The sequence below is a fragment of the Helicobacter didelphidarum genome (assembly GCF_003364195.1).
Taxonomy (GTDB): domain Bacteria; phylum Campylobacterota; class Campylobacteria; order Campylobacterales; family Helicobacteraceae; genus Helicobacter_A; species Helicobacter_A didelphidarum.
Genome location: NZ_NXLQ01000019.1, coordinates 20,005 through 36,063 on the forward strand (window position 1 = coordinate 20,005; position 16,059 = coordinate 36,063).

Annotated in this window: 15 protein-coding genes; 9 read left to right on the forward strand and 6 right to left on the reverse strand. The window is 29.7% G+C overall.

The window, feature by feature from the left end:
* Positions 1-7: 7 nt before the first annotated feature.
* Positions 8-817, reverse strand: coding sequence for an ABC transporter substrate-binding protein (locus CQA53_RS07825; RefSeq protein ID WP_115543449.1), 810 nt, complete (start codon positions 815-817; stop codon positions 8-10).
* Between the two features lie 217 nt (positions 818-1,034).
* Here CQA53_RS07825 and CQA53_RS07830 point away from each other — a divergent pair, with 217 nt between their 5' ends.
* Both CQA53_RS07830 and CQA53_RS07835 read left to right on the forward strand, forming a co-directional pair.
* Positions 1,035-3,236, forward strand: a complete 2,202-nt coding sequence (locus tag CQA53_RS07830) for a pseudouridine synthase (protein WP_115543450.1) — start codon at positions 1,035-1,037, stop codon at positions 3,234-3,236.
* A gap of 327 nt (positions 3,237-3,563) precedes the next feature.
* Positions 3,564-4,982, forward strand: coding sequence for a Na+/H+ antiporter family protein (locus tag CQA53_RS07835; RefSeq protein WP_115543451.1), 1,419 nt, complete (start codon positions 3,564-3,566; stop codon positions 4,980-4,982).
* A gap of 105 nt (positions 4,983-5,087) precedes the next feature.
* Here CQA53_RS07835 and CQA53_RS07840 read toward each other — a convergent pair whose 3' ends face one another.
* A complete protein-coding gene (locus CQA53_RS07840) occupies positions 5,088-5,327 on the reverse strand; it encodes a cell division topological specificity factor MinE (protein ID WP_115543452.1) in 240 nt (79 codons plus the stop codon).
* A 3-nt stretch (positions 5,328-5,330) separates the two neighbouring features.
* Positions 5,331-6,155 carry a septum site-determining protein MinD gene (gene minD, locus CQA53_RS07845; protein ID WP_115543453.1) on the reverse strand — a complete coding sequence of 275 codons (825 nt, stop codon included), beginning with the start codon at positions 6,153-6,155 and terminating at the stop codon, positions 5,331-5,333.
* A gap of 202 nt (positions 6,156-6,357) precedes the next feature.
* On the opposite strand from minD, the gene CQA53_RS07850 reads away from it, so the two are divergent.
* The 6 genes from CQA53_RS07850 to CQA53_RS07875 all read left to right on the forward strand — a co-directional run bounded on the left by CQA53_RS07850 (position 6,358) and on the right by CQA53_RS07875 (position 11,147).
* Positions 6,358-7,281 (forward strand): class II fructose-bisphosphate aldolase, encoded by a 924-nt coding sequence (locus tag CQA53_RS07850; protein WP_115543454.1) that lies wholly within the window; start codon positions 6,358-6,360, stop codon positions 7,279-7,281.
* A gap of 444 nt (positions 7,282-7,725) precedes the next feature.
* Positions 7,726-8,286, forward strand: coding sequence for a DUF417 family protein (locus CQA53_RS07855; protein WP_115543455.1), 561 nt, complete (start codon positions 7,726-7,728; stop codon positions 8,284-8,286).
* A gap of 640 nt (positions 8,287-8,926) precedes the next feature.
* Entirely contained in the window at positions 8,927-9,328 is a 402-nt protein-coding gene (locus CQA53_RS07860; RefSeq protein ID WP_115543456.1) for a hypothetical protein, read from the forward strand.
* Between the two features lie 53 nt (positions 9,329-9,381).
* Positions 9,382-9,873 (forward strand): pantetheine-phosphate adenylyltransferase, encoded by a 492-nt coding sequence (coaD, locus tag CQA53_RS07865; protein ID WP_115543457.1) that lies wholly within the window; start codon positions 9,382-9,384, stop codon positions 9,871-9,873.
* The gene (gene tmk, locus CQA53_RS07870; protein WP_115543458.1) at positions 9,873-10,553 is read left to right on the forward strand and encodes a dTMP kinase; all 681 of its coding nucleotides are present in this window, start codon (positions 9,873-9,875) and stop codon (positions 10,551-10,553) included. The genes coaD and tmk overlap by 1 nt, the downstream gene beginning before the upstream one ends.
* A gap of 6 nt (positions 10,554-10,559) precedes the next feature.
* Entirely contained in the window at positions 10,560-11,147 is a 588-nt protein-coding gene (locus tag CQA53_RS07875; RefSeq protein ID WP_115543459.1) for a ComF family protein, read from the forward strand.
* A gap of 45 nt (positions 11,148-11,192) precedes the next feature.
* On the opposite strand, the gene yaaA is transcribed toward CQA53_RS07875, so the two are convergent.
* On the reverse strand, positions 11,193-12,128 hold the full coding sequence (yaaA, locus tag CQA53_RS07880) for a peroxide stress protein YaaA (RefSeq protein ID WP_115543460.1): 936 nt from the start codon (positions 12,126-12,128) through the stop codon (positions 11,193-11,195).
* 316 nt (positions 12,129-12,444) lie between these two features.
* On the opposite strand from yaaA, the gene CQA53_RS07885 reads away from it, so the two are divergent.
* Entirely contained in the window at positions 12,445-13,050 is a 606-nt protein-coding gene (locus tag CQA53_RS07885; RefSeq protein ID WP_115543461.1) for a ribonuclease HII, read from the forward strand.
* Between the two features lie 315 nt (positions 13,051-13,365).
* On the opposite strand, the gene CQA53_RS07890 is transcribed toward CQA53_RS07885, so the two are convergent.
* On the reverse strand, positions 13,366-14,952 hold the full coding sequence (locus CQA53_RS07890) for a bifunctional anthranilate synthase component II/anthranilate phosphoribosyltransferase (RefSeq protein ID WP_115543462.1): 1,587 nt from the start codon (positions 14,950-14,952) through the stop codon (positions 13,366-13,368).
* Positions 14,953-15,000: 48 nt separating this feature from the next.
* On the reverse strand, positions 15,001-15,186 hold the full coding sequence (locus tag CQA53_RS12190; protein ID WP_147290014.1) for a hypothetical protein: 186 nt from the start codon (positions 15,184-15,186) through the stop codon (positions 15,001-15,003).
* Between the last annotated feature and the right edge of the window lie 873 nt (positions 15,187-16,059).

Here is a 16,059-nt window from a genome sequence, read left to right on the forward strand (position 1 = left end):
TCTTTGTTTATTGTGCTTCGATATTTTTTGCTAAATCATGTTGAATACGCAAAATTTGATTGATGATCTCTGGAGAACCTCTTAAAAGAGTGTGCAATTCAAGAAAATAAACTTTATTCTCTTGAATTGCCTTAAGAAATTTAAAGGATTGATTTGCTTTTACAAGTTCATCTCTATCCTTTATTCTAAGACCATAAAATATAATATCGGGATTTTTTCCTACAAGAAATTCTGCACTCAAAATAGGTCTTTCACCAACAATATCTTTTGCTATATTTTCTACCCCAATGGTTTCTAAAATATCACTCGGTAAGGTATCTCCACCAAATACCATAAGTGGTGTGCTACTATAAATAAATACCCCTTTTTGATTCACTGGATTTGCCCTAATCTCCTCAATCTTACTCATAAAATCTTGTGCTACTTTTTTTGCTTCATATTCTTTATTAGTAAGTTTTCCGAGCGTGAGAATATTCTTATAAATATCTTTCAAGGTTGATACGGGTAATTGTAAAGTCTCAATTTTATATCTTTCAAGTTGGTCTTTTAATCCTATGCTATAAGAAGTCAAGATAACTCTTTTTGGTTTTAAGCTAATAATTTTTTCAAGATTTGGATTTGTGAAAGTTCCTATTTTATCGAGTTTATTTGTTTTTTCAATAGGCTTAATATTTTTCATCTCTGGAATCGCGACAATTTCATCTTCAGCTCCAATCATATAAAGTATTTCAATAGCTGCAGGATCAAGCACAACCATACTTTTTTTTGCATATCCAAGAGAACATAATAGAATAATCACAAGAAATAATTTTTGCATAATTTCTCCTCTAAATTTTTATAATAAGAACTGATATTATATTATAGAAAATTAAACACGAACATTTTACGACACCAATTTTCACAAAAGTTAGTAGTTCTCTTCATAATCTTAACAATATTTTGGCAACATAGAATCATAGCTGATTGGTGGCACACTTTTTAGATTTATGAGTTATATGTAAATATCTAATAGAATCTATATAGAAAGAAATAATATGGGTTTTCAAAATAATCATCACACAATCTCTGCACCAATAAAAGCAACGAGATTTCTCTCTCAACTTGGATATAGTAATGCACAAGCACAAAAAATTCTTGATAAAAAACGTCTTATGCAAAATGGTAAAGCCATACAAAAATCAAGCATACTTGAAACTGGGGAAGTAAATCTGCTTGAGTTTTACCCTGTCGATTTAGGATTAAAACCAATATATGTATATGATTTCTCATTGCAATATGATATAAATTTAGATAATATAGCTTACACATCTTTAGAACATAAGTCATTTGTTAAACAATCTTGCGGTATTCATGCACCAACTCCTCCACAAGATTATGGCAAGAAAGGACAACCCAAAGATTTACGATTCTGTGTTATGAATAAACCTGCTAAAATTCTTACTCATCCAAAAAACCTTAGTCAATCTCTTAGTTTGCTTGATAATTTGCGTTTTTCTTTTGGTGCAGAATCTAATCCATGTCATAGACTCGATTATGAAACAAGTGGGCTTGTTATTTGTAGTATCGATAAGGAAAGTGAAATTTTTCTAAAAAACCTCTTTTTATCGCGTAAAATAAAAAAAAGTTATCTTGCTGTTGTGCAAGGAAGTATTGCTAATCCTCTTTTAATAGAATCTGAAATTATTTTTCCGCAGGATTTTGGTAATCTTTGCATACAAGGACAAGCTAAACATATCCATATAACTTCACTCCAAACCGATGAAATTATTCCGACTATTTCACATATTCAATCTTTACATATTCCCGCCAATAAAGCTTATAGCGTTCTTATGCCATTAAAGAATCTTTCTAGCCAAAAAGAATTGTCTCAATTTTTACAACAAAATTCTATCAAAAAGATTTTTCAACCTCATTTTAACTCAAAGAATTATTGCTACTCATATATCAAGCATATTCAGACAATACGCAAGAAAATTTTATATTATTCAAATATAAAAGAACAGAAGGTAATAAATAAATATACTAAAAATAAGAGAAATTCTCTACAAATAGCTAAAACCATAGAATTCTTAAAGGATTTAAGAATTAATCATGATTTCAGAATTTCATCACTTGACATGTCATTTAGAAAATATAAGATTCCAATATATAATATTTTAAAAACAAGAAACACCAGTTGTTTTGATGACAGTAGATTTCCTTATTATAATAAAGGGTGTTACACATCTTTACCTTTAAATACCTTTACATCTTTTCTTTCTTATTATACACAATGTAGGCAATCGTATTCTTTTATTGTGAGAGTATTGGAAAATTATTTATCCTTTGTTTATAGTTTGAAGAAAAAAGATTGTTATAAAAATCCAATTTTTTATAACAAAACCAAAAAAAAGACAGATAAATCCCATACCACATATTCATTTGTAAAGCTTTTTCCAATAACGGGTAGAACACATCAATTGCGTATCCATACTGCATGTTTACGACATGCGATTGTGGGCGATACGCTTTATGGAAGAGAAGATTATATTGCAAACTTTTTTCTTGATATACAGAGTGAAAAATATATAAAAAAAGATTTTTTAGGCCTTTATAATTTCCTCTCTTATAATATTAATATTGTAAAAAAATCTCATATTATACCTTTGTCTTATTTGTTCCACTATCAGATTGTTGTGGTAAAAAGATATATCTCTTTTATATTAAGTGATGATATTAGCCCTTGTTTTGCTTCCATTAAGAATATTGGTAAATTAAATCTCAAAGATTTTAAGACAAATGATAGGGAAAGGAATATTACTCAAATTATTTCTAAACAATTAGATCGCTTTAGGCAAAATTCTTATAATTTTAACAATATATTAAATTATTTCAACAAAAAAACTTCGAAAGATTTTTCACTCTCTTCTAGCAATTTTTTAGATAGTGCTACAAAGTTATCACAAATCATCAAGACGAAAAAATCCAAAAATATTCACTTGCAATTAAAGCATAGAAATTTACATTTTTATAACCACAAAATAAAAAAGGAAGATAATACTTACACAAAAACTCTCTTCCGTGATAACGAGTTTGGCAATTTTATTTCCTTTCTTTGTTTTCTTCAAGCCCTACCAACCTTACAAGATGATATAATTCGCTTTATGCGTGTTTATTTTTGTGGTCATGATCGATTGCTGTTGCATTCCCATCAAATTGAGTTTCTTAGTTACCATTTTAAAACGCCAACAAAATAAAAAATATTGCAATAAATCATTATTTGATACTAAGATTTTATAAAATACAATATGTAGTGAGCTTTAAATTTAAATAATTCATTACAAAATCCTAATTGAATGAACATATAAGTTTTATCAAATTGAGCAATTACCTAAAGTTACCAATGAACGGTAATAAGATTATTTTTAACCACTATTCTGAAATACGAGAAAAAACATAGAAAAAGCCAACAATAAAAATACCAAATAACTTTTAAAAAAACAGTAAAATCACTGCTATTTTGTTATAATGGTAAGTTTTACTTTTTGGTAAAAGATTCCGCAAATTTCATAATAAGGGAAAATATGGATATTTTAAGTAATGCGGTTGTAGTATCCGTGTGTGTAATGGCAATACTTTGTATTCTGCGTTTAAATGTTTTATTATCGATCATTATTGCAGCTTTATGTGCGGGGCTTTTATCACCAAACCTTGTGCAAAATTATCAAAATAATCAAGAGTTACAAACAAAAGAACAAGATTCTAAAAACAATACAAATAGAGATAATTCCCATACACAACAAGATGTGAAGCAACAAAATATTCTTGAAACCATCACAATCACAGGACAAATCCTTATTGATGGGATGGCAGGTAATCTCAATGTTGCACTTAGCTATATACTTTTAGGAGCAATTGCAATTGCAATTGCTCAGAGCAATCTCATGATGTTCCTTGTAAATGCTATTGCGAAAAGTATCAGTAATAAAAAAATTCTTTTGATATTAAGTATTGGATTTTTCGCATGTTTTTCACAAAATCTTATTCCAGTGCATATTGCTTTTATTCCTATCCTTATTCCACCACTTCTTGGTCTTATGAATAAATTAAAAATTGATCGTAGAGCCGTTGCATGTGCTCTCACATTTGGTTTGCAAGCACCCTATATTAGCTTTGGTGTTGGTTACGGATTAATTTTTTACACGGTAATGAAAGATCAAATCAATGCAAATGGTATGTCAGTAGATATTCAAGATATTGCTGGCGTAATGTGGATAGGTGGTGTTGCTATGATTTTTGGTTTATTGTTTGCTGTGCTTATACTATATCGCAAACCAAGGACTTATCAAAATTGTGAAACTACCAATCTAGAAACAAAGAAAATCTCTTTTAGAAGACGAGAGATGGCTGTGCTTCTTGGTATTTGCATTGCATTTGCTGGACAGCTTTTAACTAATTCCCTTCCGCTTGGAGCATTTGCCGGACTTATAAGTATGATATTATTGGGCGGTATTAAATGGAATGAGATTGATTCGGTCATGGAAGGTGGTTTAAAGATGATGGCTTTCATTGCTTTTGTTATGCTTGTTGCTGCTGGATATGGAGAAATCTTGAGACAAGGTGGTGAAGTGCAAAATCTCGTGCTTTCTCTTACAAATATGGCTCATACAAAATTTATCAGTGCTTCACTTATGCTTGCAGTGGGGCTACTTGTAACAATAGGTATTGGAACTTCATTTGGCACTGTACCTATTATTGCTACGATTTATGTTCCATTAAGTGTTACACTTGGTTTTAGTCTAGAAGCAACAATTCTGTTAATAGGTATAGCTGGTGCATTAGGAGATGCTGGTTCTCCTGCAAGTGATAGCACACTTGGACCCACTTCAGGATTAAATGCTGATGGACAACATGATCATATACGCGATACATGTATACCAACATTCTTAGTATTTAATACTTCTTTGTTAATTGTTGGCTTAATTGGTGCAATGGTTTTATAAACGATATGATGTATTATAAGAAACTTTTGATTTGCCTCAATGAAATTATGAAAAATATCTTCATAAAAATATTAAAATCCTATGTTTGCTGATTCTATACTAAAATTAGTGTGTATTCATATTAATACTTACTTTAATGTCAACAGAATTATTGTTGCGATTTGTTTGTGTGCTTATATCACATGAAGTGTGTGCATACTTATGCACTAGAATAGCAATTTCTTGTTTTAAATCCTCAAGATAAGTTATCCCCATACCTCTTTCTTCATTAAGCATAATTTGTAGGCGTTTTTTTGCTATATTTGCAGAACCATTTTTATTATTTGTAGACCAAAAAAACATCATCTTTTACCCTTTAATACCAAAAAATTTTTTTAATGAATATATAAATTTTGATGAAATATCAAAATTCTCAAATGGCACTTCTTCACCGAGTATTCTTCGTGCAATTCTATCGTAGGATAATCCGCTACTACTTTTCATAAAAATAACAGGCTCACCACTATTTGTTGCACGAACAACTTTTTCATCTTCAGGAACGATACCTATAAGTGGTAAGGCAAGTAATCCAATAACATCATCACAAGACATCATATCTTGTGATGCTACTAACTCAGGATTCAGACGATTAATGATAATATGCTTTTGCACCTCCTGCCCATTTCTTGCCTTATCACTTTTAGAATCAATAATTCCAATAACACGGTCGCTATCTCTTACAGAACTTATTTCTGGAGTTACAACGATAAGCGCCCTATCAGCCCAAAATATTGTATGCTCAAATCCACTTTCAATTCCAGCAGGGCTATCAAGTAAAATATAATCAAAATCTACTTTAAGTTTTTCAAGTAACTCTCTTACTTTTTCTTTTTCTAGAATAGTCTTATCTTTACTTTGACTAGCAGGGAGGAAATATAAATTCTTTGCCTTTTTATGATTTACAATCGCCTGAGAGAGATTACATTTTCCATCCATAACATCAATTATATCATACACAATACGTCGCTCAAGCCCAAGAATCATGTCAAGATTACGCAACCCAATATCAAAATCAACAGCGATGACTTTCTTATCTTGTTGTGATAAACCAATTCCAAGATTCGCAGTTGCCGTAGATTTTCCAACACCACCTTTCCCTGAAGTAACCGCAATAACAACACCCTCTTTACTCATATTTTACTCTTTAATCTAATAAAATAAACTAATATTCTATCAAAAAAATATGTATATTTATGATGTTTTTATAATTTCTCATATATTATATAGCTTATAAAGTATTTTTTTACATTGTGCAAGAATCTCTTTTATGTAATGTAAGGTATTTAAACATTTTTGATACAATTTTGCAGTAAATCTTTTTAGTTAAAGGAAAATTATGTTAGTTTATGGTCAAGAGATTCTTAACAAAGCAAATAAAGAAGGATATGGTGTAGGAGCATTTAATTTTGTAAATTTTGAGATGCTTAATGCTATTTTTGTTGCTGCCAATAAGGCAGATTCTCCCATTTTTGTGCAAGCAAGTGAAGGTGCAATAAAATATATGGGCATTGATATAGCGGTAGACATGGTGCAAACAATAAGTAAACGTTATCCACACATCCCTGTTGCTCTCCATCTTGATCATGGCACAAGTTTTGAATCTTGCAAGAAAGCAGTAGAGGCAGGTTTTACTTCAGTAATGATTGATGCATCACATCATCCTTTTGAGGAAAATTTAGAGGAAACAATAAAAGTTGTTAAAATGGCACATGAAAGAGGTGTTGGTGTTGAAGCAGAGCTTGGTAGACTTATGGGAATAGAAGATAATATTTCTGTTAGTGAAAAAGATGCTGTTTTAGTGAATCCAAAAGAAGCAGAACAATTCGTGCGTGAAAGCAAGGTAGATTATCTTGCACCAGCTATTGGAACAAGTCATGGTGCATTTAAGTTTAAAGGAGAACCAAAACTTGATTTTGAAAGATTAAACAAGGTAAAAGAATTGACAAGAATTCCATTAGTATTACATGGTGCAAGTGCAATACCAGATTACGTGAGAGAAAGCTTTACCCAAAGTGGTGGTGATATTGGATCAAGCAAAGGTGTTCCCTTTTCATTTTTGCAAGAAGCTGTAAAAGGTGGTATCAATAAAGTTAATACTGACACTGATTTGCGTATCGCTTTTATTGCAGAAGTGCGAAAAATAGCAAATAACGACAAAACTCAATTTGATTTACGGAAGTTCTTTGCTCCAGCAATGGAAGCTATGAGTAAAGTAATTGTGGAACGTATGGAAATTCTTGGAAGTGCAAATAAAGTTTAATGAATAACAAAAAGAATGGTTATTTAGAATCTCATCTGAAAACTATAAATGGAATGAGTAATTATAAAAAGTAGCATATATCTCTTCTTAAATTTTTATTATTAAGATTATAGGTTTCTAATTTATAATTCAAATTAGAACACTCTCTAATGACTAATCCCATCTCCCTTTTTTAGGGTAATTTTATCCCATAATCTCTATATTTTAAGCAGTATTAGTGTATATCTTAAATTTTGTTTAAACAAAATTTAAGATAATTTGTAAGAATTACTCTTAATAAAATCACTATATAAATTTGATAAATTATTTTATTTAATAAATAATATCATATAATATAATTTATTAATATTTGATTTATCTACTCAATATATACTTATTTCGTTTTAATACTAAATGTTCCTTTCATTTTTTGTATTAAAAGATATTTTATTTTAAGGATAGTTTATGTTGAGCAAAGCGATTTTAGAAAAGCTCACGATGTTTCAGAATCTTGGTGTAAATCTTGCACATATTGCAATTTTTATTATTTTTATTTGGATTGGTGGTTTGAAATTTGTGGATTATGAAGCAGAGGGGATTACACCGTTTGTTGCAAATTCGCCATTGAGTTCATTTTTTTATAAAGATGCACAAAATTATAAAATTAATAAGATTCCAGAGGGAACTACAAATAGCCAAAAAGTGGAATGGCATAAGGAAAATCGAACATACCTTGTCTCTTATGGACTTGGGATATTAATAATAACATTTGGCACATTGGTTTTACTTGGATTATTTTTTCCATACCTTGGAGTTATAGGTGGAATCTTAGTGTTTTTTATGACACTTATTACACTTTCATTTCTCATCACAACGCCTGAAGTTTGGGTGCAGAATCTTGGTGGAAATGCTTATGATTTCCCATATTTATCTGGTGCTGGACGTTTAGTAATAAAAGATGTCGCAATTATGGCATGTGCATTAGTTGTTGTAGGGAGTTGTGCCAATAGAATACTTAAGCAATAAACCATAATTTATCACTTATTCAACTAGAAATTAATATCTGTGTTTTATCTAAAACACAATTTTTCTTAGTAAAATAAACACGCTAATTAATTATGAAAAGCATTTTGCTTTATGTGAGATACACTTTAAATTAAAAATATATCTCACACCCAACCTAACCCTTTAAAACTACCTATCTAACGCTATTTCATACACTCTAAAAAATAAGTCAAATTTGTATTTGTGTATAGTTTCATTCATGAGATTTCAAAAATCAAGAAAAAAGTATAAAATCCAGCATGAAAAATACTCAAAAATAAATTACATACATATAAAAATTTTAGTATATTTATTCATTACAAAACAAAACAACAATTAAAATAATCTTAAGTAAATCTAATATCAAAAAAGTTAAAGTTTTGAAAATAAGTAATAATTCACATACTTACATACTCCATAAAACTAGAAATTCATTAAGATAAGCATACAGATTAACATTTGACACTTACTAAAAAATGTTTGATTAAGCAAATGATCATAAAGTTTTTTCTTGAAGATTATCATTCCTTGATATGACCGTAATCTATAATTTTGCTAAAACTTTTCATTTTTTAAGTATAATAAAAAATTGTTTCTAATTTGCGATTAGAGGAAATATAGTATGTATTCTTATTTTTTTTATTTAATTTTATGGGCAATATGTTTCATTATGGTTCTTCCTGTTCTGATTGTTGGTGTACTTTATATTTTCATGAGCAATAAACCAGTCAAGAAAGAAGAATTTACGATTGAAATTATGCTAAGCATTATTAAAGGAGCAAAAACAAAACAAGCCTTTGAAGCTGCTCTAACACAATTTAAAAGTAAATATAAAGTTTTTGATGATGATAAACATTTTGACACATGGATAAATTGTATCAAAGAATTAGCACACTCTACAAATTGGGATACCGATGCAGTTGCAAAATTTGGACAGGAGCTTGAAGATGCAAATACGGCTCATGCAAAAAAAATATCTATTGCTATCGCAACTGTATTAAAAACAAAAGATCAAAAAAAATAAATTTATTATATATTTATGGAAAAGTCACAAACATCTTAATTATAAGGACAATAATGACAAAACTTGCAATTTACCCAGGCACTTTTGATCCACTGACAAATGGGCATCTAGATATAATTCGACGAAGTAGTGCAATGTTTCAAAAAGTTATTATCGCAGTTGCTAGTTCTGAAATCAAAAATCCTCTTTATAGTCTTAAAGAAAGGGAGGAAATGATAAAAATTACACTTGATGAATATAGAAAGGAATTACCCAATGTAGAGTGTCTTACTTTTAACAATCTTTTAGCCACATTTGCAGAAGAGCTTGATGCAAAGGTTATTATACGCGGTTTGCGTGTTGTAAGTGATTTTGAGTATGAATTACAAATGGGCTATGCAAATGCTTCCTTAAATAATTCGCTTGAAACAATTTATTTTATGCCAACATTGCAAAATGCTTTTATTAGTTCCTCAATTGTGCGGAGTATTATTACACATAATGGAAGATTCAATCACCTTGTGCCAAAAGGTATTCATGAATATATTTTGAGGTATAAAAAATAATGCATTATTTTGTTATTGAGGGAATTGATACAAGTGGAAAAACAACTCAACATAAACTTTTACAACAAAGATTGGGCGGTGTTAATCTTCAGGACTATAAAAAACATGACGATATTATTTTCATTAATGAGCCGGGTGCGACCGATCTTGGATTTTACATTCGCCAGTTATTATTACATGAACATATTGAAATCTCAAAAAAAGCAAGTTTTTTACTCTTTTTGGCACAACGAGCAGAAATTTTTACACAGATTATAAATATTCCCAACATTGTTATTTCAGATAGAAGTTTGCTCTCTGGTATAGCATACGATTTAAGTTTAAATATAACTCAAGCCCTTTATTTTAATCTCTTTGCAACATATAATACCCTACCTGAAAAAATTGTTTTTTTAGAGATACCACAAAATGAGATTGCAAAAAGATTAAGTGGAAAACAACTCGATTCTATTGAACAAAATGGAATCGAATATCTCATGAATATACAATCTCGATTTCATGAGATTCTCCATTATATTTGTGATATAGAAACCTATAAAAAGATTTCTACCATACAAGAGGACTATTCACTGCAAAAGTTTTACCATCAAAATACGCTTCCAAAAATACTTAGACTTGATGCAACATATAGTAAAGAAGAACTACATGAGCAAATCTTTACATTCTTTTTTGACAATTAAACTCTTATGTATTGTCTCTTATGCCAGCATTTAAATTTTTCTATTATTTGTAAAAAATGTTTAAACAACCTCTGGCATATAGAATCAAAACGGGAATTATCAAATGGTTTCAAAGTATTCAGTAGTTTTGCACTAAGCGAGCTAAAAACACTTATATATAGCAAAAATAATATCATTGGAAGTAGAATTATCTCAAGACTTGGTATTTTTGGCGTAAAGAGATTCTTTGATTATCACCAAGAGTTACTAAACTTACAAAAAGATTCTATAGCAGTTGTATGCGTCCGCAATCGTATTATAGGTGCATACTCACATAGTGCCATCTTGGCACATTGTTTTAAAAAATATGGATTCAAAGTATTTTATAATGCCCTCATAACACAAAATGATATTCGCTTTACAACTCTTACAAAAACACAAAGGGAAGAAACAAGTCGTGAATTTCACTTCAAAATTCATAAACATTTTTCAATGATAATTATCGTTGATGATATTATTACAACAGGTGAGACTCTTTTAGAGGCAAGCAACATAATTGCAAAAAACAATCATACACCACTTTTTGCATGGACGCTTTGTGATTCAAGGTATTGATTATTACAAACTAAAAAATATTTAAGAGCAATTTTAGCGGATATATCAAAGAATATCATATTTTACAATGGTAGTTGTTTTCTTTTGCGTGATACTATGCAATCTTAGATTCTCATGTTCTATTGTACTAAAAAAGACTAAGGCAGTTTCAAAATCGATATTTTGAGAATCTCTCCATTGTGATTGCTGACTTAAAAGTCTTAAAATAACACCTCGATAGAACTTTGAATAATGGCTAACTATTTTATTTTCTTTTTGAAATTCAAAGAAAAAATTTTGTTGTTTAGGGGTAAAAATTTTTGTATAAATACTTGCTCGTAAATCGATAATGAAATCTTGTGGATTTGGTAGTGTTTGAGATAAAAAATCATCTAAGAGAGGTAAAAATGGCTCATAAACTTTAGCAAGATTAAGATACGGTATTTTTGCCCCTTGCTTTAACTTATAAAATGGAATCTTATCCCTCGCACATATAACACCAAATAAATTACTAAAAATATATACATGATTACAAATAAAATCTTTGGATTCTTCACTTAAAGAAGTAAAATTAAGGGCTTGAAATGCAACACCACAATACCTCTCAATAGCTTGCAATGTAGTATTTTGCTGTAAAGCAAGGTTAAGTTCCATCTCATTTTTTGGAGTAAAATTTTTCGCTCCATAAACTTCTTTAAGCAATATCTTATCATGCTTCGTGAGAATCTGTCGAAGTGTATCAAGATAAGATTCCAAAATTTGCTCCCTATATCCATGTAAATAACGATTTTTCCATAAGGATGCTAAGAAATCTACTTGAGGTGCATTTGAAAAGTAACCATTCTTGTTTAAAATTTTTATTTGTTTATCTTGACAATACTTGATTGTATCATTTTTGGAATCTTGTTGGTGTTGTATCTGCATTCGCGAGAGGGAAAAATCTTTATCAGCTTGCGATATTACTTTATCCTCACTTGGACTAAAAAATACTATAAACCCCATAATCTCCTCGCTTATCGTTATTTCGTGAAACTAAATATGTATTATTTCATAATATTGTGTTTGTATAAAACACTAAGATTGTAACACAAAATGTAAATTTATTGTAAAATCAAACTTTATTCTCATCTAAAAAACATTAAATAAAATCTCATTTATATAAAATTGAATATTTAAAAAACATAAAAAATTGTACTTTACTTTTTGCTTTATAAATTTTTTTGATAGAATTCCTCTATAAAATCATTATAATTAGTAATTTGCTATTTATAAAAAGCTTGTATGGATTTTTAATTAGAATCGCAAAAAAGGATTGCTCATGCACAAGATTTTCTGTGGTATTGATGAAGCTGGACGTGGTTGTATAGCAGGAAGTTTATTTATTGCCGCAGTTATTTTAAGTCATGATAAAATTGATAGATTTCGCGCTCTAGGTATAAGAGATAGCAAACAACTCAATTACAAAGAGCGTATGAACAAAAAGGATTCTATCAACGATTTTTTGCGTTCCAATCATGGAATAAGCATGATACTTAACTTTAGCGCACAAGAAATTGATAAGTATGGCTTAAGTAAATGTATGCAAAAAGGTTTAACAACACTCTATAACTTTGCACTTACCAATCAATCTTGCGAGGTTATTTTTGATGGAAATACAAATTTTGGAATTCAAAATCTACAAACTTTAATTAAAGGTGATAGTAAAAATATATTGATTGCAGCAGCTTCAATTCTTGCAAAATGTGCAAAAGATTGTGAAATGATTGAATATGATAAACTTTTCCCTCAATATGAGTTTAAAAACCATAAAGGGTATCTCACTGCAATACACAAAGAACGGATAAAAAAATATGGATATTGCGAAATTCATAGAAAGAGTTATCATATCAAAAATTTAGAACTCCCGACAACAAATCTCTTTTAATATTTCTATAAATTGGGGAATTCAAGAGATTCTTTCAAACAAAAACCTATGCGTTTCATTTTTAATCAATAATTATGTAATATGGAAATGAAATATTACGCTATCTTATGGGTTACACTCAATTTGCAAGATTTTTATTTTGAAATATATAAAAGGTTTTGAAAACTATGCAAAAATAGCTATTTTTAGATAAATAATGAATTTACAAAATCTTTCAAAAAGCAACAAATCCCTTCAATGAAAGTTGAAAGATAATACAACCATTATAAGTCTTATAATTAACTCTAGTATTTTTCATTGCTCTCTAAAAATTGATTATGAATTGCTTATTTCTTGAAATCTTTTGAGCGTTTCTAGTACTTTTTTTGTTTTAAGAAATTGTTTTGCTTGATAAAAACCAGATTCTATACTTTCTACTTTATTGCATAAATAAAGGCTAGCTCCTGCATTCAACGCAACAAGGTCTGCTTTCCTACTTTCATTGCCATGTAAAATATCAAGAGTAATTTCAGTATTTGTTACAATATCACCACCTTTTAAATCCACAAAATCTGCTAACTCGATACCATAATCTTGTGGATGAAACTGGTATTGAATAACTTTACCATCTTTTAATTCATGGACATGCGTTGCACCACAAAGGCTAAATTCATCAATCCCGTCTAACCCACTTACAACCATTGCACGTTTTGACCCCAAAATCTTCAGTGCATGTGCCATTGTGTTTGCGAATTCATTATCAAAAACACCAATGAGCTGGTGTGTTGGACGTAATGGATTGCTAAGAGGTCCAAGTAAATTAAAAATACTCTTAAACCCAACCTCTCTACGTGCACTTTGAACATATGTAAGAATGTTGTGAATCTTTGGAGCGAATAAAAAAGTTATACCAATTTCTTCATAACATTTCTGACAAATCTGAATATCCATATCAATATTAATCCCTAAATGTGATAATAAATCAGCACTCCCACTTTTGCTTGTTACTCCCCTATTGCCATGCTTTACAACTTTTAACCCCATACTTGCAAGTAAAATTGCTGTTGTACTTGAGACATTAAAAGTTTTCCTTGCACTCCCACCCGTTCCTACAATATCAATTCTCTCTTGATTGCCAATATCAAATGAGATTGCTTTAGAAATCAAGAGGCTACTAAATGCCGCAAGCTCCTCACTTGTTGGTTTTTTCATATAAAAACTCGTTATAAGACTTCCAAGCTGTGCTTGAGTAAGATCATTTTCTGCAATACACTCCATGAGATCATAACTCTCCACAAAATCGAGATTCTGTAAATTCGCAAGCTTATGTAATAATGATTTCACAGGGATTGTGCGTCGCTTATAATAAATAAAATTTAGGATCATTTTTTCACCAAATTGTGTTCCAATAGATTCTGGGTGAAATTGTAATCCAAACAAGGGGTATTTTTTATGAGACACTGCCATAACTTCCCCATCATCACTAAATGCTGTGATTTGAAATTCATCAGGAATATCTGCTTTCTTTGCAACAAGTGAATGATAACGTGTAATGGGGGTATGTTGCGGTATATTTGTAAAGATTCCGTCTTCAGAATGGTTAAGTGGGGATACTTTACCATGTATGATATGCTTTGCATTTACAATCGGCACACCAAAAGCATACAAAATAGCCTCATGTCCCAAACATATTCCAAGTATAGGGTATTCTCCTTTTAATTCTTTTATGATTTCTAAGCAGATTTTAGAGTCTTGCGGACTATTTGGTCCTGGTCCTAAGATAATGTGTGTGGGATTTAGTATACGTATATCCTGAATACTTATCTCATCATTTCGCTTTACTAACACTTCAAAATCAAGTTTTGCTACAAGTTGATAAATATTATAAGTAAAAGAATCATAATTATCAATTAAAAGTATCATAAATATCCTTAAGAAAAAAATAAATGTTCTTTGTTAGAATCTTTCTGGTTAAATATAAACTTGCTTGATTTTATGAACACTAAAAATGAATTGCAACTGCACAAGTAACGCAAAAATCAAATCTATAAATATGTATTGCAAGATTCCATATTGCAATGCCTCAACTTCTTTCCCGATAATAAAGGCAATACCAAACCATAATGCAATTGCAATTCCACCTAAAAATGTTATCAAAAAAAATCTAAATACCCACAAGAAATTCTTAATATTTGTGATTTTATAAAACTGTATATTTATTTTATAAATAAGATAAATATAATATGCTATAAAAACTAATGATATTAAAACAAAAAATGCTATCGATAATCCCACCATGTCGGGAGAATAATAAAAAAAGATGGATTCAAACAATACAAAATTGCAGCTAACATAAAGTGCTATAATTATCCAATTTGAGATTAAGTAGCGCAAAAGTGGTGTGTTTGTAATTTTAGCAAATTTATAGAATCCGATAAATAAGGTAATTGTGCTAAGAATGCTGACTATATGAAAAAAATACAAAACTTTTTGGTCTATATAAATACTATATGATATAAAGTCTATACTATAAAAAGACCTTAGAAAAGAAAAGCAAACAATATAGTAAAAACACATTGCAATAGTATAAACAAAATACGAATAAAATATAAGGTTTTTAGCATTTCTTAAACCTTTGTGAGTAGCAATATGTAAAATTGCCATCTTGAACTCCTTCATCTTTTTCAACTCTATCAAAATTCAGTTGTATAGGAATCTTTGTTTCTTTAAATAAATATAAGATACACTTGAAGAATCTATAAAATATATCTATATCTCCAGTGTATGGATTTAAAAGCAATAATTTTAGCATAAATGTAAGAAATAAAACATGAAAAAACCTATGTCATTCTATGATTCTTGTGCTTTCTATGAAATTACATATTAAAAAATATATGATATATATGTAATTACAACCCACACACCCAACCCAACCCTTTAAAACTACCAACCTAACGCTATTTCATACGCCCTAAAAAATAAGCTAAATTTGTATTTGTGTATAGTTTTGTGTATAGTTTCATTCATGAG